Source organism: Nocardia sp. NPDC058658 (assembly GCF_042716665.1).
Taxonomy (GTDB): Bacteria; Actinomycetota; Actinomycetes; order Mycobacteriales; family Mycobacteriaceae; genus Nocardia.
In genome coordinates, this window is the sequence record NZ_JBHXRR010000010.1 from 1 (window position 1) to 15835 (window position 15835).

18 protein-coding genes, 1 rRNA gene and 1 riboswitch are annotated in these 15835 nt (G+C 67.5%); of the genes, 14 read left to right on the plus strand and 5 right to left on the minus strand.

Translation table 11 applies throughout. From position 1 onward, the window contains the following. Positions 1 to 183 precede the first annotated feature (183 nt). Both rrf and ACFWUP_RS16410 read left to right on the plus strand, forming a co-directional pair. Positions 184 to 300, plus strand: a 5S ribosomal RNA gene (gene rrf / locus ACFWUP_RS16405). A 63-nt stretch (positions 301 to 363) separates the two neighbouring features. Then, a complete protein-coding gene (locus ACFWUP_RS16410; RefSeq protein WP_379235009.1) occupies positions 364 to 834 on the plus strand; it encodes an SRPBCC domain-containing protein in 471 nt (156 codons plus the stop codon). Between the two features lie 30 nt (positions 835 to 864). Here the strand turns inward: ACFWUP_RS16410 and ACFWUP_RS16415 are convergent, their stop codons facing one another. From ACFWUP_RS16415 to ACFWUP_RS16425, 3 genes are read right to left on the minus strand one after another with little or no spacing between them, the layout of a single operon-like run. Further along, entirely contained in the window at positions 865 to 1899 is a 1035-nt protein-coding gene (locus ACFWUP_RS16415; protein ID WP_379235011.1) for an ABC transporter substrate-binding protein, read from the minus strand. Then, positions 1899 to 2675 carry an ABC transporter ATP-binding protein gene (locus ACFWUP_RS16420; protein ID WP_379235013.1) on the minus strand — a complete coding sequence of 259 codons (777 nt, stop codon included), beginning with the start codon at positions 2673 to 2675 and terminating at the stop codon, positions 1899 to 1901. The genes ACFWUP_RS16415 and ACFWUP_RS16420 overlap by 1 nt, the downstream gene beginning before the upstream one ends. 44 nt (positions 2676 to 2719) lie before the next feature. Then, positions 2720 to 3751 carry a FecCD family ABC transporter permease gene (locus tag ACFWUP_RS16425; RefSeq protein ID WP_379235015.1) on the minus strand — a complete coding sequence of 344 codons (1032 nt, stop codon included), beginning with the start codon at positions 3749 to 3751 and terminating at the stop codon, positions 2720 to 2722. Between the two features lie 55 nt (positions 3752 to 3806). Continuing rightward, positions 3807 to 3870, minus strand: a riboswitch (cobalamin riboswitch). Positions 3871 to 3992: 122 nt separating this feature from the next. On the opposite strand from ACFWUP_RS16425, the gene ACFWUP_RS16430 reads away from it, so the two are divergent. From ACFWUP_RS16430 to ACFWUP_RS16455, 6 genes are all read left to right on the plus strand, one after another. Continuing rightward, complete coding sequence (locus ACFWUP_RS16430) at positions 3993 to 5084, plus strand: ABC transporter substrate-binding protein (RefSeq protein ID WP_379235017.1); 1092 nt, start codon at positions 3993 to 3995, stop codon at positions 5082 to 5084. Further along, positions 5084 to 5944, plus strand: a complete 861-nt coding sequence (locus ACFWUP_RS16435) for an ABC transporter permease (RefSeq protein WP_379235019.1) — start codon at positions 5084 to 5086, stop codon at positions 5942 to 5944. Before ACFWUP_RS16430 ends, ACFWUP_RS16435 begins: the two co-directional genes overlap by 1 nt. After that, entirely contained in the window at positions 5920 to 6684 is a 765-nt protein-coding gene (locus ACFWUP_RS16440; RefSeq protein ID WP_379235021.1) for an ABC transporter ATP-binding protein, read from the plus strand. Before ACFWUP_RS16435 ends, ACFWUP_RS16440 begins: the two co-directional genes overlap by 25 nt. Then, positions 6681 to 8030, plus strand: a complete 1350-nt coding sequence (locus tag ACFWUP_RS16445; RefSeq protein WP_379235023.1) for an LLM class flavin-dependent oxidoreductase — start codon at positions 6681 to 6683, stop codon at positions 8028 to 8030. Before ACFWUP_RS16440 ends, ACFWUP_RS16445 begins: the two co-directional genes overlap by 4 nt. Positions 8031 to 8085: 55 nt before the next feature. Continuing rightward, positions 8086 to 9300, plus strand: coding sequence for an MFS transporter (locus ACFWUP_RS16450; protein WP_379235025.1), 1215 nt, complete (start codon positions 8086 to 8088; stop codon positions 9298 to 9300). Between the two features lie 275 nt (positions 9301 to 9575). Then, entirely contained in the window at positions 9576 to 10721 is a 1146-nt protein-coding gene (locus ACFWUP_RS16455) for an alpha/beta fold hydrolase (protein ID WP_379235027.1), read from the plus strand. Here the strand turns inward: ACFWUP_RS16455 and ACFWUP_RS16460 are convergent, their stop codons facing one another. Next, positions 10722 to 11306 (minus strand): TetR/AcrR family transcriptional regulator C-terminal domain-containing protein, encoded by a 585-nt coding sequence (locus ACFWUP_RS16460; protein ID WP_379235029.1) that lies wholly within the window; start codon positions 11304 to 11306, stop codon positions 10722 to 10724. It abuts the gene before it with no gap. A gap of 150 nt (positions 11307 to 11456) precedes the next feature. On the opposite strand from ACFWUP_RS16460, the gene bioB reads away from it, so the two are divergent. The 6 genes from bioB (at position 11457) to ACFWUP_RS16490 (ending at position 15474) form a co-directional block, all read left to right on the plus strand. Next, a complete protein-coding gene (gene bioB, locus ACFWUP_RS16465) occupies positions 11457 to 12470 on the plus strand; it encodes a biotin synthase BioB (protein WP_379235031.1) in 1014 nt (337 codons plus the stop codon). Positions 12471 to 12554: 84 nt separating this feature from the next. Beyond that, positions 12555 to 12764, plus strand: a complete 210-nt coding sequence (locus ACFWUP_RS16470; RefSeq protein WP_379235033.1) for a hypothetical protein — start codon at positions 12555 to 12557, stop codon at positions 12762 to 12764. A 26-nt stretch (positions 12765 to 12790) separates the two neighbouring features. Beyond that, positions 12791 to 13408: a DUF2567 domain-containing protein gene (locus ACFWUP_RS16475; RefSeq protein ID WP_379235035.1), complete on the plus strand. Its 618-nt coding sequence runs from the start codon at positions 12791 to 12793 to the stop codon at positions 13406 to 13408. A gap of 70 nt (positions 13409 to 13478) precedes the next feature. Further along, positions 13479 to 14012 (plus strand): DUF1353 domain-containing protein, encoded by a 534-nt coding sequence (locus tag ACFWUP_RS16480; protein WP_379235037.1) that lies wholly within the window; start codon positions 13479 to 13481, stop codon positions 14010 to 14012. A 61-nt stretch (positions 14013 to 14073) separates the two neighbouring features. Further along, entirely contained in the window at positions 14074 to 15210 is a 1137-nt protein-coding gene (locus ACFWUP_RS16485) for an AI-2E family transporter (RefSeq protein ID WP_379235039.1), read from the plus strand. A gap of 96 nt (positions 15211 to 15306) precedes the next feature. Next, positions 15307 to 15474 (plus strand): hypothetical protein, encoded by a 168-nt coding sequence (locus ACFWUP_RS16490; protein ID WP_379235041.1) that lies wholly within the window; start codon positions 15307 to 15309, stop codon positions 15472 to 15474. Positions 15475 to 15485: 11 nt separating this feature from the next. Here ACFWUP_RS16490 and ACFWUP_RS16495 read toward each other — a convergent pair whose 3' ends face one another. Next, positions 15486 to 15725 (minus strand): nitroreductase/quinone reductase family protein, encoded by a 240-nt coding sequence (locus tag ACFWUP_RS16495; protein ID WP_379235043.1) that lies wholly within the window; start codon positions 15723 to 15725, stop codon positions 15486 to 15488. Between the last annotated feature and the right edge of the window lie 110 nt (positions 15726 to 15835).

Here is a 15835-nt window from a genome sequence, read left to right on the forward strand (position 1 = left end):
GAAGCCAGGTGACTGGTGTAGGTGACTGGTACTAATAGGCCGAGGGCTTACTTATGAAGGTGTTACGCGTCCACTGTGCGGTTTCTGAAACAACACACAGATCATGGAGACAACAGGTCTCGACTGGTCCCTTTTGGGGTTTGGTTGGGGTTTGTGGCTCTCTGTGTGACAGTTTCATAGAGTTACGGTAGTTATAGCGGTGGGGAAACGCCCGGTCCCATTCCGAACCCGGAAGCTAAGGCCACCTGCGCCGATGGTACTGCACTCGACAGGGTGTGGGAGAGTAGGACACTGCCGGAACATCATTGCGAAAGGCCCCCAGCATTGCTGGGGGCCTTTTTGCGTTCCCTGTACTGTGAATCCATGGCGACGACCAAGATCGGTACGCATATCAACGCGCCTCGTTCGACCGTCTATCGGCTCTTGCTGGACGGCGACGCGGTGGCCGTTTGGATGCCACCACCCGGGATCACGGCCGAAGTGCACCGGTTCGAGCCGAAAGAGGGTGGATCGTTTTCGATCACCCTCGCTTATGACGAGCCGACGGAGGCGGGGGAGACGCAGCCGATACAGCGCAGCGCCTGCTTTGGAACGTTCCGCACACTGGTGCCGGACGAACAGATCGTCGAGGTGCTGGAATGGGTCACTGTGCAGCCGGAGATGACCGGTGCGCAAACCCTCACGTACACGCTGACCGACGCCGACGGCGGCACCCAGCTCGATATTCTGCACGAGAATCTCCCGCAGGCACTGACCCTGGCCGACAACGAGAGAACCTGGTACCAGTCGCTGGCGAATCTGGCGGCACTGGCCGAGCGAGAATCCGCCAGCTGACTATCGCCCCCGCTGATCGGTGTACCCAGGTCAGCGCACGGCGTCGTCCGCGCGGGGCGTGATTTCCGATGCGGGCACAAGGGCCCACGTTTCGAGCTGCTTGCGGATCTGTTCCGCAGCGTCGATATTGAGCGGCCCGCTCGTCCACAGTGCGTAGGGCAGGTTGAAGAATCGGCTGTCGCGGACTGCGCGCAGACCGTTGATGCCGGGCTTGGAACGCAGCAGCTCGACCTTCTGGGTGTAGCTTTGGCCGGGGTAGTCGACAAACATGATTGCGTCCGGGTCCGCGGCCGCGAGACGTTCCCACGAGACCTTGGTCCAGGTGTCGTCGACATCATCGAGGATGTTGCGGGCGCCGGCGGCTTCGAGGATCGCCTGGGGCGCACCGAATTTCCCGCTGGAGAAGATGGTGTCGGTGCCGCTGTCGAACAGGAACACGGTCGGGGTTTTCGCCGGCTTGGGTGCGGCGGTCAGGGCAGCGAGCCTGCGGTCGAGGTCGGCGGTGACCTCGGCGGCGCGGTCGGAGTGGCCGGTGATCGTGCCGAGGTCGGTGAGGTCGGTGCGCAGCGCGGTCCACGGTTCGACGGTGCCGCGGGCGGCCTCGCCGTCGAGTTGGCGGCAACTCTCGGTGAGGACGTAGGCGGCGATGCCGTCCTTCTGCAGTGACGCGGGAGTGAGGTTGGCGGCTTCGTCGTAGCCGTAGCTCCAGCCGGCGACCATGACATCCGGGCGGTTGGCGAGCACTGTCTCGCGCGAGGGGTACTCGGGGGCAACGGATTTCAGGCCGTCGACGATGTCGGTGCCGTAGTGTGCGCGCAGGGTGGCGGCGTCGCGCTGGATGCTCGAGACCGCGACGACCTGGTCCTGCGCGCCGAGGGCGAGGGCCATCGAGATGAGATTGCCGTCGTTGACGAACAGGCGTTGCGCGGGGGCGGGGAACTGGGATTCCTTGCCGCAGTTGCGGATCGGGATCGTTGCCGCCGATGGTGTGGTGGTTCCGGTGCAGGCCGTCAGGACGACGGTGAGAGCGGCGGTGGTGGCCAGGATTCGGCCGGGGTTGTTCATTATCGTGCCTCTCGCGGGGTGATCAACAGGTGGTCTTCGCCGGTGACGGGATGTCGGATGCGGGTCGCGTCGACACCGAATACCTCGGCGATGACCTCGGGTGCCAAGGTCTCTGCGGGCGGCCGCGTGGAACCGTTGTGCAGCACAATGATTCGGTCGCAGTAGCGGTCGGCCAGCGCGAGATCGTGCAGGGCGGCGACGACGGTGCGGTTCAGGGTCCGCATCAGGGTGAGCAGTTCGAGTTGATGGGTGACGTCGAGATGGTTCGTCGGCTCGTCGAGCAGCAGGACCGGGGTGTCCTGGAGCAGCGCCCGAGCCAGCAGCACCCGCTGCCGCTCGCCGCCGGACAGTTGATGCACCTGCCTGCCCGCGAAACCGGCCAGATCGACGGCGTCCAGAGCCTGCGCCACCTGCTGTTGTTCACGCGGGGCGCCGAGACCCCATGGCGGTAGATAGGGCGTCAGACCGAGGGCGACCACTTCGCCGACCAGCATGTCGGCGGGCGGACTCTCGTCCTGCGCCACGAGCGCCACCGCTGCGGCCCGGCGACGGGGCCGGAGCGCGTGCAGTACCTGCCCGTCCACGAGGACCTGGCCGTGTTTCGGCTTGTCGACCCCGGCCAGCACCCGTAGCAGCGTCGACTTGCCGCTGCCGTTGGGCCCGACGACGCCGACGATCTCGCCGGGTCTGATCGAGAAGTCCGCTTCGGTAACGATATTCCGGCGCCCGATCGCGCAGGTCAGGGCCACGGCCCGCAGTTCGCCTTGCGGCCTCACGCTGTGCGAGGAACCAGGTTCGTGCGGCTGGCCGAATGCCCGAATCATGACGCGCCGAAGTGGTAGCGGCGTCTGCCCATCAGCAAGAGGAAGATCGGCGCGCCGATGAGGCCGGTGAGGACGCCGACGGGGATTTCGGTGGGGCGGACCAGGATTCGGGTTGCGGCGTCGGCGATCACCAGGAACAGGGCGCCGCCCAGCGCACAGGTGGGCAGCAGGTTGCGATGGCGGGGGCCGACGATCATGCGCGCGGCGTGCGGGACGACGAGGCCGACGAAACCGATGCCGCCCGACACTGCGACGAGTACTCCGACGAGCACGGCGAGCAGCACGAACAGGCCGATACGTAGGTGTCGCACCGGAACGCCGACCGATGACGCGGTGTCCGCGCCGAGGGTGAGCGCATCCAACCAGCCCGCAATCGCAAAGAGAATCGCGCCGCATGCCACGACGACCGTGCAGGGTAGGGCGAGGGTCGTCCAGTCGGCACCGGCGAGACTTCCGAGCAGCCAGAACAGCACCGACTCGGCGGCGGCGGGATCGGTGCTGCGGAAGACGAGGAAGCTGCTGAACCCGGCGAAGGCCGACCCGAGGACGGTGCCGGTGAGCACCAGCCGCAAGGGGGTGAGACCGCCCTGCGCCAGCGCGATCAGGAAGACCAGCGTCGCGGCACCGAGCGCGCCGAGCAGCGCACCGCCGGACAGCGCCCAGATGCCCGCACCGGCGAACAGCCCGGAGGTGATGACCGCGGCCGCGCCGACACCGGCACCGGACGAGACGCCGAGCAGGAACGGATCAGCTAGGGGGTTGCGCACCAGCGTCTGCATTGCCGCGCCCGCCAGTGCCAGGCCGGCGCCGACCACCGCGGCCAGCAGGGTGCGTGGCACTCGGAGTTGCCAGACGATGGTGTCGATGCCGAGGTCGGCGGGCGTCGCGCCGGTGAGCCGGGCGAGGAGGGTGTCGAGCACCGCGGATACGGGCACGATCTCCGCGCCGAATCCGGTTGCCCCGATCATGGCCGCCAGCAACAGCGCCCCGAGCAGGGGTAATGCGAGCGAGACCCGCGCACGGGTCATCGCGAAATCTCCACAGGCAAGACGCGGCCCTTTCAGAGGGTGTCCCGGCGAGGGAGGTCTGACTTTCGCCGCGAGGCGATCACAGTGGCGCGACCGTTCCGGAGTTGCACCGGATTCCCGCACCCGCCGGGGATGACACCGTGACTGTACAAGGCACGCGGTGCCAGGCCCGCCGCGAGCCCTTCGAATCACGGCAACGCTAAAGGTATTCGGGGCGGTGTGCGGTTGATTCAATCCCTGTATGTACCGACCGAACACCTTTCGACCCGGCCTGCGTGGCCGCGCCACCGCCGCACTTCTCGCGATGGCAACCGTTGCGACGCTCGGCCTGACCGGCTGTGCGCAGGGCAACGACGCACCGGTCGGCACCCCCGATACGCCGCTGCCGACCGAGGTGCCGCCGGGGACCACACTCGTCGTCGCCGATCAGCAGGAACGTCTGCAATCGGCACTGCGGCTGTCGGGTGAGCTCGACAAGTTGCCGTTCAAGATCGAGTTCGCGAACTTCGTCGGTGGCCCGGCCATCTTGGAGGCTTTCCGTGCCGGTGCGGCTGATGTCGGTCAGGTCGGAGATGTGCCGCCGATCCACGCGTTGGCGGCGGGGCAGGACGTGCCGATCGTCGGCTCCTATCAGACCAGGCCGCAGGCGATGAAACTCGCTGTCGCACCGGGGCGTTCGATCACCGAGCTCGTGGAGCTGAAGGGCAAGAAGATCGCGTACGCCGAGGGCACCGCCCAGCAGGCGGCGGTGTTGAAGGCGCTCACCAAGGCCGGTCTGAAGCCCATCGATGTGGAGCTGGTCCGGCTGCAGCTTGCCGAATTCCCCGACGCGGTGCGGACCGGTCAGGTCGATGTCGCGCCACTCATCGAACCCAATGTGACCCGGTTCCTGCGCACCCAGGGCGCCTCGCTGATCCCCGATTCGGAAACCACCGGCATCTACAGCGGTCTCGCCTACTTGTACGCGCGTCGCGCGGTGGTGCAGGATCCGGCGAAGGCCGCCGCGACCCGAGCCCTGGTCGGCGCGTTCGTGCGGGCATGGCAGTGGACCAACACCCATCGCGAGGAGTGGGCGACCAAGTACTACGTGGGAAGTCAGAAGGTCAGTGCCGAGGATGCGGCGCGGATCGTCGAATCGCTGGGCACCTACACGTTCCCGCACCTGGACCAGCAGCTGATCGCCAGGCAGCAGACCACCATCGACGCGATCGACGCCGTGGGCGAGCTGCCAAAGAAGATCAAGGCCGCCGACGGATTCGATCTGCGGTTCGACGCGGCGGTCACCGAGGCCGTCACGGCCAGTGGGGCGGCGTTCGCGCCGGCGACGAGCTGATGGCGACCCTCGATGCCGGTGTGCTGCGCCGGATCAGGACGAGCACGGCCCCCGTCGAGGTGCTCGCGCCGCGTGGGCGGGGCAGGCGCAAGCTGGGACCCGGCAAGCCGATTCCGTTCGGTTTCGCCCTCGGTCCGGTGCTGTTGATCGGCACCTGGGTGGTCGGCTCGGCGATCGGTGCCATCGACCCGGAGACACTGCCCGCGCCGTGGACGGTCGCGCAGACCGCCGGTGAACTGATCGCCGACGGACGGTTGCAGTCCAATCTGCTGACCTCGTTGCAGCGCGCGGTGATCGGGCTCGTCCTCGGAGTGGTGATCGGTGTGGTGCTCGCGCTGGTCGCGGGGCTGAGCCGGATCGGGGAGGCGGTGGTCGACGGTCCGGTGCAGATCAAACGGGCGATCCCCACGCTGGCGCTGATTCCGCTGTTCATCGTCTGGTTCGGGATCGGCGAGCAGATGAAGCTGATCGTCATCACGACAAGTGTGCTCATTCCGATCTACATCAATACCCACGCCTACCTGCGCAGTGTCGATTCGCGGTATGTGGAACTCGCCGAGACGGTCGGGTTGTCGCGGTGGGGATTCCTGCGGCGGATCGCGCTGCCGGGAGCGCTGCCCGGCTTCTTCCTGGGGTTGCGGCTGGCGGTGACGATCTCCTGGCTGGCGCTGGTGGTGGTCGAACAGGTCAACGCGACCAGCGGCATCGGCTACCTGATGACCCAGGCGCGCACGTACGGCCAGATCGACGTGATCGTCGTCGGCCTGGTGATCTACGGGCTGCTCGGACTGTTCGGCGATCTCGCCGTGCGGGCAACGGAACGAAAGGCGCTGGCATGGCGACAGACTCTGGGCGACTGAGCTCCGACGAGCGGGTCGTCGTGCGCACCCGCGCGCTCACTCGCGGCTTCGGCAGGCGAATCGTGTTGAACGGCATCGACATCGAGATCCGGCGTGGGGAGTTCGTGGCGTTGCTCGGGCGCAGCGGTTCGGGCAAGAGCACGCTGCTGCGGGCGCTGGCCGAACTCGATTCCGAAGTACCCGGTTCGGGCGAGCTGACGGTGCCGACCCAGCGCGCGGTGGTGTTCCAGGACTCGCGGCTGCTGCCGTGGGCGCGGGTGCTCGACAATGTGGTGCTCGGGTTGACCGGGCGCGATGCCGCGCAGCGGGGGCGATCGGCGCTGGCCGAGGTGGGCCTCGCCGGTCGCGAGAAGGCTTGGCCGCGTGAGCTTTCCGGTGGTGAACAGCAGCGGGTGGCGCTGGCGAGATCGCTGGTGCGTGAGCCGGAGTTGCTGCTGGCCGACGAACCGTTCGGCGCGCTCGACGCACTGACCAGGATCCGGATGCACGCCCTGCTGCAGGCGCTGTGTGAGCGGCACCGGCCCGCCGTGTTGCTGGTGACCCACGATGTCGACGAGGCCGTGCTGCTCGCCGATCGGGTGCTGGTGCTCGACGAGGGGCAGATCACGATCGATCAGCGCATCGAGACACCGCGTCCGCGCAGGCACGCGCACCCGGAGTTCGTTCGGTTGCGCGAGACGCTGCTAGCCGGACTCGGCGTCGACACAACAGAATTCGAGAAAGTGAAGCAGGCGTCATGAGTGCACCGCGTCAACTGAGTCTCAACGCGTTCATCTACCCGTCCGGGCATCACGAGGCCGCCTGGCGGCATCCCGACAGCAGGCCCGACCGCATCTATGACGTCTCGTATTACCAGGAGATCGGACGCACTGCCGAGGCGGCGAAGCTCGATGCGGTGTTCTTCGCCGACGGTCCCGCCCTGCGCACCGACGTGCGGCACAACGCCGCGCCCGGCCTCGAGCCGATCACCCTGCTCACCGCGATCGCCGCGGCGACAACACATCTGGGCCTGATTGCCACCGCATCGACCACCTACTACGAACCCTACAACCTGGCGCGACTGCTCTCCTCGCTCGACCACATCTCCGGTGGGCGCGCGGGCTGGAACATCGTCACCACCGGAACCGACCTGGCCGCGGCCAACTTCGGGCTCGATCGACACCCCGACCACGCCGAACGGTACGCCCGCGCACGGGAATTCGTCGACGCGGTGGTCAGGCTGTGGGACAGCTGGGAAGACGATGCGATCGTGCTCGACCGGGCCGCCGGTGTGTATGCCGATCCGGACAAGATCCACCCGATCGACTTCGTCGGCGAACACCTCAGTGTGCGTGGACCGTTCAACTCGGCGCGCACACCCCAGGGGCGTCCGGTGCTGGTGCAGGCGGGGGCGTCGAACGAGGGGCGCGCCTTCGCGGGCAAGTACGCGGAAGCCATCTTCACCGCGCACCAACGGCTTTCGGACGCGCAGTCGTTCTACGCCGACATCAAGTCCAAGGCGGCCGATTTCGGGCGCACCGCCGACGAGGTGAAGATTCTACCGGGCATCAGCCCGTTCATCGCCGACACCGAGGCTGCCGCACTGCGTTTGGAGCGGGAGTTCAACGAGCTCACCGTGCCCGAATACGGGATCAAGCAGCTGGAATCGATTACCGGAACTTCTTTGCGCACTCTCACTTTGGATGCGCCGGTGCCGGTGGAAGTGTTCGCGGGGGCGGGCGATGTCACCGACAACGCGCGCAGCAGGTTGCAGGTGGTGGCGGGGATCGTCGAGCGGGAACGGCCGACTCTGCGCGGGTTGTTGCACCGGCTGGCCGGTGCGCGAGGTCACCGGGTGTTCGCGGGGACACCCGAGCAGGTGGCTGACACGATCGAGGAGTGGTTCACCCAGGGCGCGGCCGACGGATTCAACGTGATGCCGCCGTACTACCCCGGTGGGCTCGAGGTTTTCGCCGAGACCGTGGTGCCGATCCTGCAGCAGCGCGGGCTCTTCCGCACCGAATACAGCGGGACGACGCTGCGCGATCACTTCGGGCTCGCTCGTCCGCAGAGCCAGTTCGCACAGACGCCCGTCGCTGTCGGATGAGCACTGAGTGCGACGGAAGTTGTTGTCCTGGTAGAGGTAACCGCGGCGGGCGGCGGTGAGTGCGGTCACGGTCGACACCGAACCGCTGCGGCTGCGTTCGCTGGTGTGGCCGGTGTTCGTGCCGATGACGTTGTACGGCACCGGCGCCGGGGCCGCGGCACCCATGTATGCCTGGCGCGCACTGGATCTCGGGGCATCGGCGGGCACGGCGGGGCTGATCGTGGCACTCGGCGGGCTCGGGATGGTGCTCGCTGATCTGCCCGCGGGCCGGATCGTCGCCAGGATCGGGGAGCGGGCGGCGATCGGGGTCGGCAGTGTGCTCGGCACGGTCGGGGTGCTCGCGGCGATCTTCGCGCCGAATCTCGGTGTGCTGGCAGTGGGTTTGCTGCTCAACGGTGCGGCGGGCGCGGTGTGGGGGCTGGCGCGGCAGACGTATCTGGTGTCGGTGGTGGCGCCCGAGCAGCGTGGGCGAGCGATGTCGGCGCTGGCGGGTTCGCACCGGCTCGGGTTCTTCTGCGGGCCGTTCCTCGGCGCGGCGCTGGTGCACGGGATGGGGCCGGTCGGTGCGCTGTGGTTGCAGTTGGTCACCACGCTGGCGGCCGCGGCGGCGATGGTGGCGATCCGCTCCAACGAGATCGGCGATCCGTCGTTGTTGCGTCCGGTGCACACGGTGCTGTCCGAAAACCGCAGGGTGCTGGGCACTCTCGGACTCGCCTCCGTCGCGGTCGGCGCCGCACGCGCCTCCCGCACGGCCCTGCTGCCGCTGTGGGCCGCCCACCTCGGCATCGCCCCCGCGACCACCAGTGTGCTGTTCGGACTGGCCGGCGCGGTCGACGTCCTCATGTCCTACCCGGCCGGGGTGTGGCTGGACCGCGTGGGCAGCCGCGTCACCGGCACCGCGTGCGGAATCTGCTTCGCGCTCGGCTACGCGGTATTGCCGTTCACCGACTCGGTGCTCACCATGGGCGCGGCCACCATGCTGCTGGGGTTGGCCAACGGCCTGAGCAACGGGTTGATCATGACCGTCGGCGCCTACGCCGCACCTCCTGACCGCCGCGCGGAATTCCTCGGTGCTTGGCGGCTGACCCACGATGTCGGCGCGTTCGCGGGGCCGGTCGCGGTCGGCCTCGTCGGCGCACTGGCCGGCCTCGCCGCCGCCGGTGGCCTGATGGCATTCGGCGTCGGCCTCGGTGCCCTCGCGATGTACCGCTGGTTCCCCGGGCGTTCAGTGGGGCCGCATGTTGTGCCCAAGAGGGATCGCGTCGCGTGAGCCAGCGGACGCGGTCGAGCAGCGGTGCGTCCGCGTCAACAGGAACTTCTGATCCGCGCGCGGCGAGGTCGATGAGCAGGCGGCCGCTCATTCGCCCGTGCTGTCGAGGTCGGTTATGCCGACCAGGCGCACCTTGGTCGCGACTTTCGGACGATCTTCTGTGAACCGCCGACCCGGTACGCGCAGCGCTACAAGCTGGACTGACGCCCCTAACGGTCGCGGGCGGGCGTTGGTGGTGAGCGGCGGGGGCTGATCGGCGCCCCTATGGTGGAGTTATGTCGTCATTCGATCGGCATCCGTCCACCGTCGCGGACTTCGACGATGCGCGTCGGCGGGAACGGTTGCGCGAAACCCGGTTGGGCCACGCGTGGGGCAGCCTGCGCCGAACGAGGCTGGCGGTGTTGCGCATTGTCGGGGTGCTGCTGGTCGGGATGATCGTGTTCGGGCAGTACTGGGTGCACGATGTGGCCCCCGAACGTGATCGGCTGGCGCACACCACGCCGGAGTTGCTGCCCGCGAATCTGCCTGCGGATTCCCGGAATTGGGACACCGCGGTCGTCGACCTGGTGGGGCTCGGGGGAGTGAACGCGGTGCCGACCGCCAAGGCACTGCCCGCGCTGAATCAGCTGGGGGTGGTGTGGGCGGTGCGCTATGACAACGCGGGTATCGACACCAAGGTCATCGCCGAGATGATCGTGCGGGCCGCCAGATACGGCAATGTGCGCAATATCGTGCTGGTCGGGCACAGCATGGGCGGGATCGTCGCGCTCGAAGTGGCGAGACACATCCACCTCGGCAGCGATCGCCGACTGGTGGCCGTTGTGCTGGACTGCACACCGATGGACCTCGACGCGGTGCGCCCCGAAAGTCGCAGTCGCGGTGCCGATCTGGTGCGCTGGGTGGGCTGGTTGCCGGGAGCGAGGGAGAGCAGGCTGCTGCGCTTCGCGGTCGAGATGTCGGTGCGCCGTGAACGTTTCGCGCAGTCGGACGGGCTGTTCTTCGATATCGACTTTTCCGCCATGGGTCAGGCGGCCTCGGAAGTGTTGCGCGACAAGATCTTCTCCCGCGACGCCGCCAGCAACGGGTTGATCGAGGCACAGTTCCTGGCGATCGTCGCCGGCGGCGGTACCAGGGATCTGCGGGCACTCGGCAGGCCGCATCCGGACAAGCGAAACCCGGCCATCGTGTTCATCCGCCCCCGCGACGCCTCCCGCGACACTGTGGTGGACGTGGCGTATTCGCACGAGGTGCTGATCGAACACGCCGGTGGGGTGGACGGCACGCTGTCGGTGGCGCGGACAAGCCAGACCGAACACGCGAATCCGATTCAGCGACCCCGCGAATACAACGAGATCATCGAGTCGCAGGTGCTGCCGTTCGTGCGCCGCTTCCAGGAAGCCAATCGCAACGATCCGCCCTGATCAGCGCACGCGGGAACCGAGAATGGTGCGCACACCCGCGATGAACAGCTGCAGACCGAAGTCGAATCGGGCTGTGGGGTCAGGGGTTTCGAGCAGCGGTGTGTTGTCCTCGGGGAGCGCGCCGATCGAGTCCATCTGCATGCGCGACTGCTCGTCGACGGTCTGGCCGAGTACGTAGTAGAGCAGGGTGTAGGCCGTGAGATCGGCTTCCTCCCTGGTCATGCCCGCGCGAATGACGATGCCCGCCAACCGTTCCCGCGCTTTGCTCGTGGTCAGGCGCGAGGCGTAGGTGGCCGACACCAGTTCGGCGCCGTCGCGGTAGGCGAGCAGACAATCGCGCAGCCGATGCGCCAACTCGGTGAGCTGGGACGGCCATTCGGTGGCGGTGACCGGCTGGTCCATCGGGGCGAGAATCCGGTCGGCCACCGCGCCGAGCAGCGACTGCTTGTCCTTCACGTGCCAGTACAGCGCGCCCGGCTGGACCTGCAGCGAACCCGCCAGGCGGCGCATCGTCAGATCGGCGAGCCCGTACTGATCCAGGATCGCGACGGCGGCGTCGACCACATCCGTCTTCCGCAGTTGCACGCGTGTCCTTCCGTGGTGATTTTCCGACCCGAGTGTCGTGACTCACTTATAGCCGCTACCCTATCCTGAACACCGTTCAAGTTGCACGGCCACGCCGGGTGGATCACACCCACGGCTCGTGCGCACACCCCGTCGAAGGGACATCACGTCGTGACACAGGCACCCGTCCAGACCGATATTCTGGCCATCGCCCGTGAGCAGGTGCTCGAGCGCGGCGAAGGCCTCACCGAGCAGCAGGCCGTCGAGGTCCTTCGTCTGGGCGACGACCGCCTGGAAGCGCTGCTCGAACTCGCCCACGACGTGCGGATGAAGTGGTGCGGTCCCGAGGTCGAGGTCGAGGGCATCATCAGCCTCAAGACCGGCGGCTGCCCCGAGGACTGCCACTTCTGCTCGCAGTCGGGCCTGTTCCAGTCGCCCGTGCGCGCGGCCTGGCTCGACATCCCCAGCCTGGTCGAGGCGGCCAAGCAGACCGCCAAGACCGGCGCCACCGAGTTCTGCATCGTCGCCGCCGTGCGCGGGCCCGACGAGCGCCTGATGGCGCAGGTCGCCGCCGGTGTGGAGGCCATTCGCAACGAGGTCGACATCCAGGTCGCCTGCTCGCTGGGCATGCTCAACCAGGAACAGGTCGACCAGCTCGCCGCGATGGGCGTGCACCGCTACAACCACAACCTCGAGACCGCCAAGTCGCACTTCCCGAAGGTCGTCACCACCCACTCCTACGAGGAGCGTTTCGAGACGCTGCGGATGGTGCGCGAAGCCGGTATGGAGGTGTGCTGCGGTGGCATCCTCGGCATGGGCGAGACCATCGAGCAGCGTGCCGAGTTCGCCACGCAGCTGGCCGCGCTGAGCCCGGACGAGGTTCCGCTGAACTTCCTCAACCCGCGCCCCGGCACCCCCTTCGGTGACCTCGAGGTGCTGCCCGCCGCCGACGCGCTGCGCGCGATCGCCACCTTCCGGCTCGCGATGCCGCGCACCATCCTGCGCTTCGCCGGTGGCCGCGAGATCACCCTCGGCGACCTGGGTGCCAAGCAGGGCATGCTCGGTGGCATCAATGCCGTCATCGTCGGCAACTACCTGACTACTCTCGGCCGTCCCGCCGAGTCCGATCTGGACCTGCTCGGCGAGCTGAGCATGCCGATCAAGGCGTTCAACGACACCCTGTAAATCGCTGTGTACGATCGAGAATCGACCCAGGTCGGCAGTGGTGACACGACCGCCGAGCACACTTCACGACAGGCGGAGAACGCAGTGGATGAGCGCTACAACCCGTTCACGGGGAAGCGGATCGTGCCGGGGATCGACGACGCGATGCCCGCCTCGGCCGCACTCGGCCTCGAACCGCCGAGGTTCTGTGAACAGTGCGGTCGCCGGATGATCGTGCAGATCAGCCCGGACGGCTGGTGGGCCAAGTGCTCTCGCCACGGTGTCATCGAATCGGCCCAGCTGGAACGTCGGTAGTGCTCGGCCGCGAGGAGCGCCCTGAAGTGTTGCGGCGCGAGCTCATCGGTGTCGGCGTGGTCATGGCGGCGGTGCTGGTGGCGAGCGCGGCTGCCGGGGTGGTGTGGGGTCTGCTCGCGCCGACCGAGCGGTTGCGGGTGACCCAGCCCGGTCGCGCGGCAGTGCTCACCGGCGAGAGTCTGCACCTGTTCGACGCGGTCGGGATGTTCCTGTGTATCGGTGCGGCGGTCGCGGTGGTGAGCGCGGTCGGTGCCTGGCGGGTGCGGATCGCGCGGGGGCCCGCGCTGGTGCTCGGGGTGCTGCTCGCCTCCGGGCTCGGCGCGGCGGTGATGATGTGGATCGGCGAAGGGGTTGCGGGCCTACGTCATCCGCGACCCGACGATCCGGCGGTCGGTCAGATCGTCGCGCTGCCCGCCGAGGTCGGCACCGACCTCGCGCTGCTGGTGCAACCGTTCCTCGCCGCCCTCGTGCTGTTGTTCCTCGCCGCGCTGCACCCGGCCGCCGATCTCAATTCCGGCGCCGCCGGACTGCTCGGTGATCTGCGCCCGGCCGACTTCGACGACGGCGATTACCGGCTGCCCTACGGTGCCGAAGAGTATCGGCCCAGTGGCGATTTCGATCCGAGTTCGCAACCCCGCGGCTGAGCGACGTTCGCGCGATACCCTTTTCGTATAACAGCAGGTAGAGGCTGGCTGTGTGGCGAGAGGAACGATCGTGGCATTCATCGGTGGCGGTCCGGTCGTCGAGGAACTCGACGCGAAATTCTGGCGGCTCACCGAACCGCTCACCTATCAGGGCGCGATCGAAACCTTCACGGTGCCTACCGGATTCCGCACCGATTTCGCCTCGGTGCCACGCTCGCTCGTCTGGCTGATCCCGCGCTACGGCGCCTACACCAGGGCCGCGATCCTGCACGACTATCTGTGCCGCACAGGCGAAGTCGGGCCCGCCGACGCCGACGGGATATTCCGGCGCAGCCTGCACGAGGCCGGGGTATCGGTGCCGCGACGCTGGATGATGTGGGCGGCGGTGCGGCTCGGCAGTCGGTGGCGTGGGGCGCGGGCGGTGGATGTGCTCGGGTGGTTGCTGATCGCGGTGCCGTCGGTGGTGTTCCTCGCGGTGCCCGTCGCGGTGGTGACCGCTGCGCTGCTGGTGTTCTGGGTGGTGGAGTTGGGGTTCTGGGCGGCGGGCCGGATCACCCGCCGCACCGCGGCGCCGCCACCGAAACCGCAGATGAAGACGGCCTGAGCGTCGATCTCACCCGGAACGGGGGAGGTGGTGGGGTGTTCGCGTGGCTACCGTTCGGCGCATGTCCGAGCCGAGTACCGAAACCGCAGCTCCGGCCCCCGCCGAATGGTCGATTCCGCGCGGGCTGATCGTGCTGTTGTCGCTGGCGGCGGCCGTGGTCACCATCGCCGGCCTGAAAGCCTTCTCCAGCGTGGTCGGGCCGGTCTTTCTCGCCCTCATGCTGACCATCGCGGTGCAGCCGATCCAGAGCTGGGCGCGGCGCAAGGGCTGGCCCACCTGGCTGGGTATGGCCCTGGCGCTGGTGTCGGTCGTCGCGATCTTGTTCGGCATCGGCGGCGCGCTGGCGCTGTCGGCGGTGCAATTGGCCTCGTTGCTGCCCCAATATGCCGACCAACTCAACGATCTGCTCGATCACGGGCGTGGCTGGCTGTCGGATCTCGGGGTGAGTTCCGATCAGATCCACAAGGCGCTCAGCGGGATCGATGTGGGTAAGGCCGCGGGTGTCATCGAACAGATACTCGGCGGCGTGCTCGGCGTCTTCTCCAATCTGTTCTTCGTCCTGGCACTGCTGCTGTTCATGGCCGTCGACGGGATGACGATGGACCGCCGGATGGCGATCGTGGCCCGCGAACGGCCCGCGATCGCGCAGGCGCTGGGCAATTTCGTCATCGGGACCCGCCAATACCTGGTCGTGTCCACGGTGTTCGGCGCCATCGTCGCGGTGATCGATGGTGGGGCGCTGTGGGCGATGGGGGTGCCGCTGCCGATCCTGTGGGGGTTGCTGTCGTTCATCACCAACTACATCCCGAACATCGGGTTCGTCATCGGTGTCATCCCGCCGGCGCTGCTCGCGCTGCTCGACAGCGGGCCGGTACTGATGATCTGGGTGATCGTGGTCTATTCGGTGATCAACTTCGTGATCCAGTCGATCATTCAACCCAAGTTCGTCGGTGACGCCGTCGGCCTCGGGGTGACCATCACGTTCCTGTCGCTGGTGTTCTGGGCGTGGGTGATCGGTGCGCTCGGCGCGCTGCTGGCGATTCCGTTGACGCTGCTGGTGAAGGCGTTGCTGTTCGACATCGACCCCACGACGCGCTGGGCCGACGTGCTGATCGGTGCGCCGATGGAGAAAAAGACTGCGCCGCACAAGAAATCGGGCAAGACCGTTGCGGTCGAGACGGCGGTGGACAAGGAATAGCGGACAGCCCGCAGAGGTTCACCCGGAAAATCAGTGGAATGTAATCGTACTCGCTCCTTATCTTGGACACATCGCATTCCGGGGGAGGACCTGACCATGAAGACCGCGAACAAGCCGGTCGCCGAGCAGCCCGCCGAGCGACCCGACCTGGTCGCCTGGCGCCGCCGCCATGCGCTGCGCAGCTCGTCGGCCGCCACCGCGGTACCCAGCGGGCGCACCTACCGCCGTTCGGCCAAGCACCGCGACCGCCGCCACGAATCCTGAACGGGGACGGACTATTCCGGTTCCGCCCGTATCAACACCACCAGCGGCAACGGCTTGTCGACCTTGGCCTGGTATTCGGCCAGCAGGGAATTCTCCGCGAGCGCCCACGCCGCGAACTCGTCGTACCGCTCGCCGGTGAGCACATCGGCCGTCGCCGCGAACTTCTCGCCGCCCAACTCGATCGTGACCCGGGGATCGGCCTTGGCGTTGTGATACCAGGCCGGATACCTGTCCTCGATGAACGAGCTCACATACCCCCGCGTAATCACCCCCGACTTTCCCGCCGTTCTCCCTGAACTCCGTGATCACCCCGTCGTTCCAGCCCGCCATCTCCTCCTCGGAGAACTCCTTGTTCCATGGC

What these genes read in the sequence shown, in the direction of transcription:
- ACFWUP_RS16435 (WP_379235019.1), top strand. Translation starts at nt 5,084, where the DNA reads ATGGCGACCCTCGATGCCGGTGTGCTGCGCCGGATCAGGACGAGCACG.
- ACFWUP_RS16485 (WP_379235039.1), top strand. Translation starts at nt 14,074, where the DNA reads ATGTCCGAGCCGAGTACCGAAACCGCAGCTCCGGCCCCCGCCGAATGG.
- ACFWUP_RS16425 (WP_379235015.1), bottom strand. Translation starts at nt 3,751, where the DNA reads ATGACCCGTGCGCGGGTCTCGCTCGCATTACCCCTGCTCGGGGCGCTG.
- ACFWUP_RS16490 (WP_379235041.1), top strand. Translation starts at nt 15,307, where the DNA reads ATGAAGACCGCGAACAAGCCGGTCGCCGAGCAGCCCGCCGAGCGACCC.
- ACFWUP_RS16430 (WP_379235017.1), top strand. Translation starts at nt 3,993, where the DNA reads ATGTACCGACCGAACACCTTTCGACCCGGCCTGCGTGGCCGCGCCACC.
- ACFWUP_RS16410 (WP_379235009.1), top strand. Translation starts at nt 364, where the DNA reads ATGGCGACGACCAAGATCGGTACGCATATCAACGCGCCTCGTTCGACC.
- ACFWUP_RS16445 (WP_379235023.1), top strand. Translation starts at nt 6,681, where the DNA reads ATGAGTGCACCGCGTCAACTGAGTCTCAACGCGTTCATCTACCCGTCC.
- ACFWUP_RS16455 (WP_379235027.1), top strand. Translation starts at nt 9,576, where the DNA reads ATGTCGTCATTCGATCGGCATCCGTCCACCGTCGCGGACTTCGACGAT.
- ACFWUP_RS16415 (WP_379235011.1), bottom strand. Translation starts at nt 1,899, where the DNA reads ATGAACAACCCCGGCCGAATCCTGGCCACCACCGCCGCTCTCACCGTC.
- ACFWUP_RS16440 (WP_379235021.1), top strand. Translation starts at nt 5,920, where the DNA reads ATGGCGACAGACTCTGGGCGACTGAGCTCCGACGAGCGGGTCGTCGTG.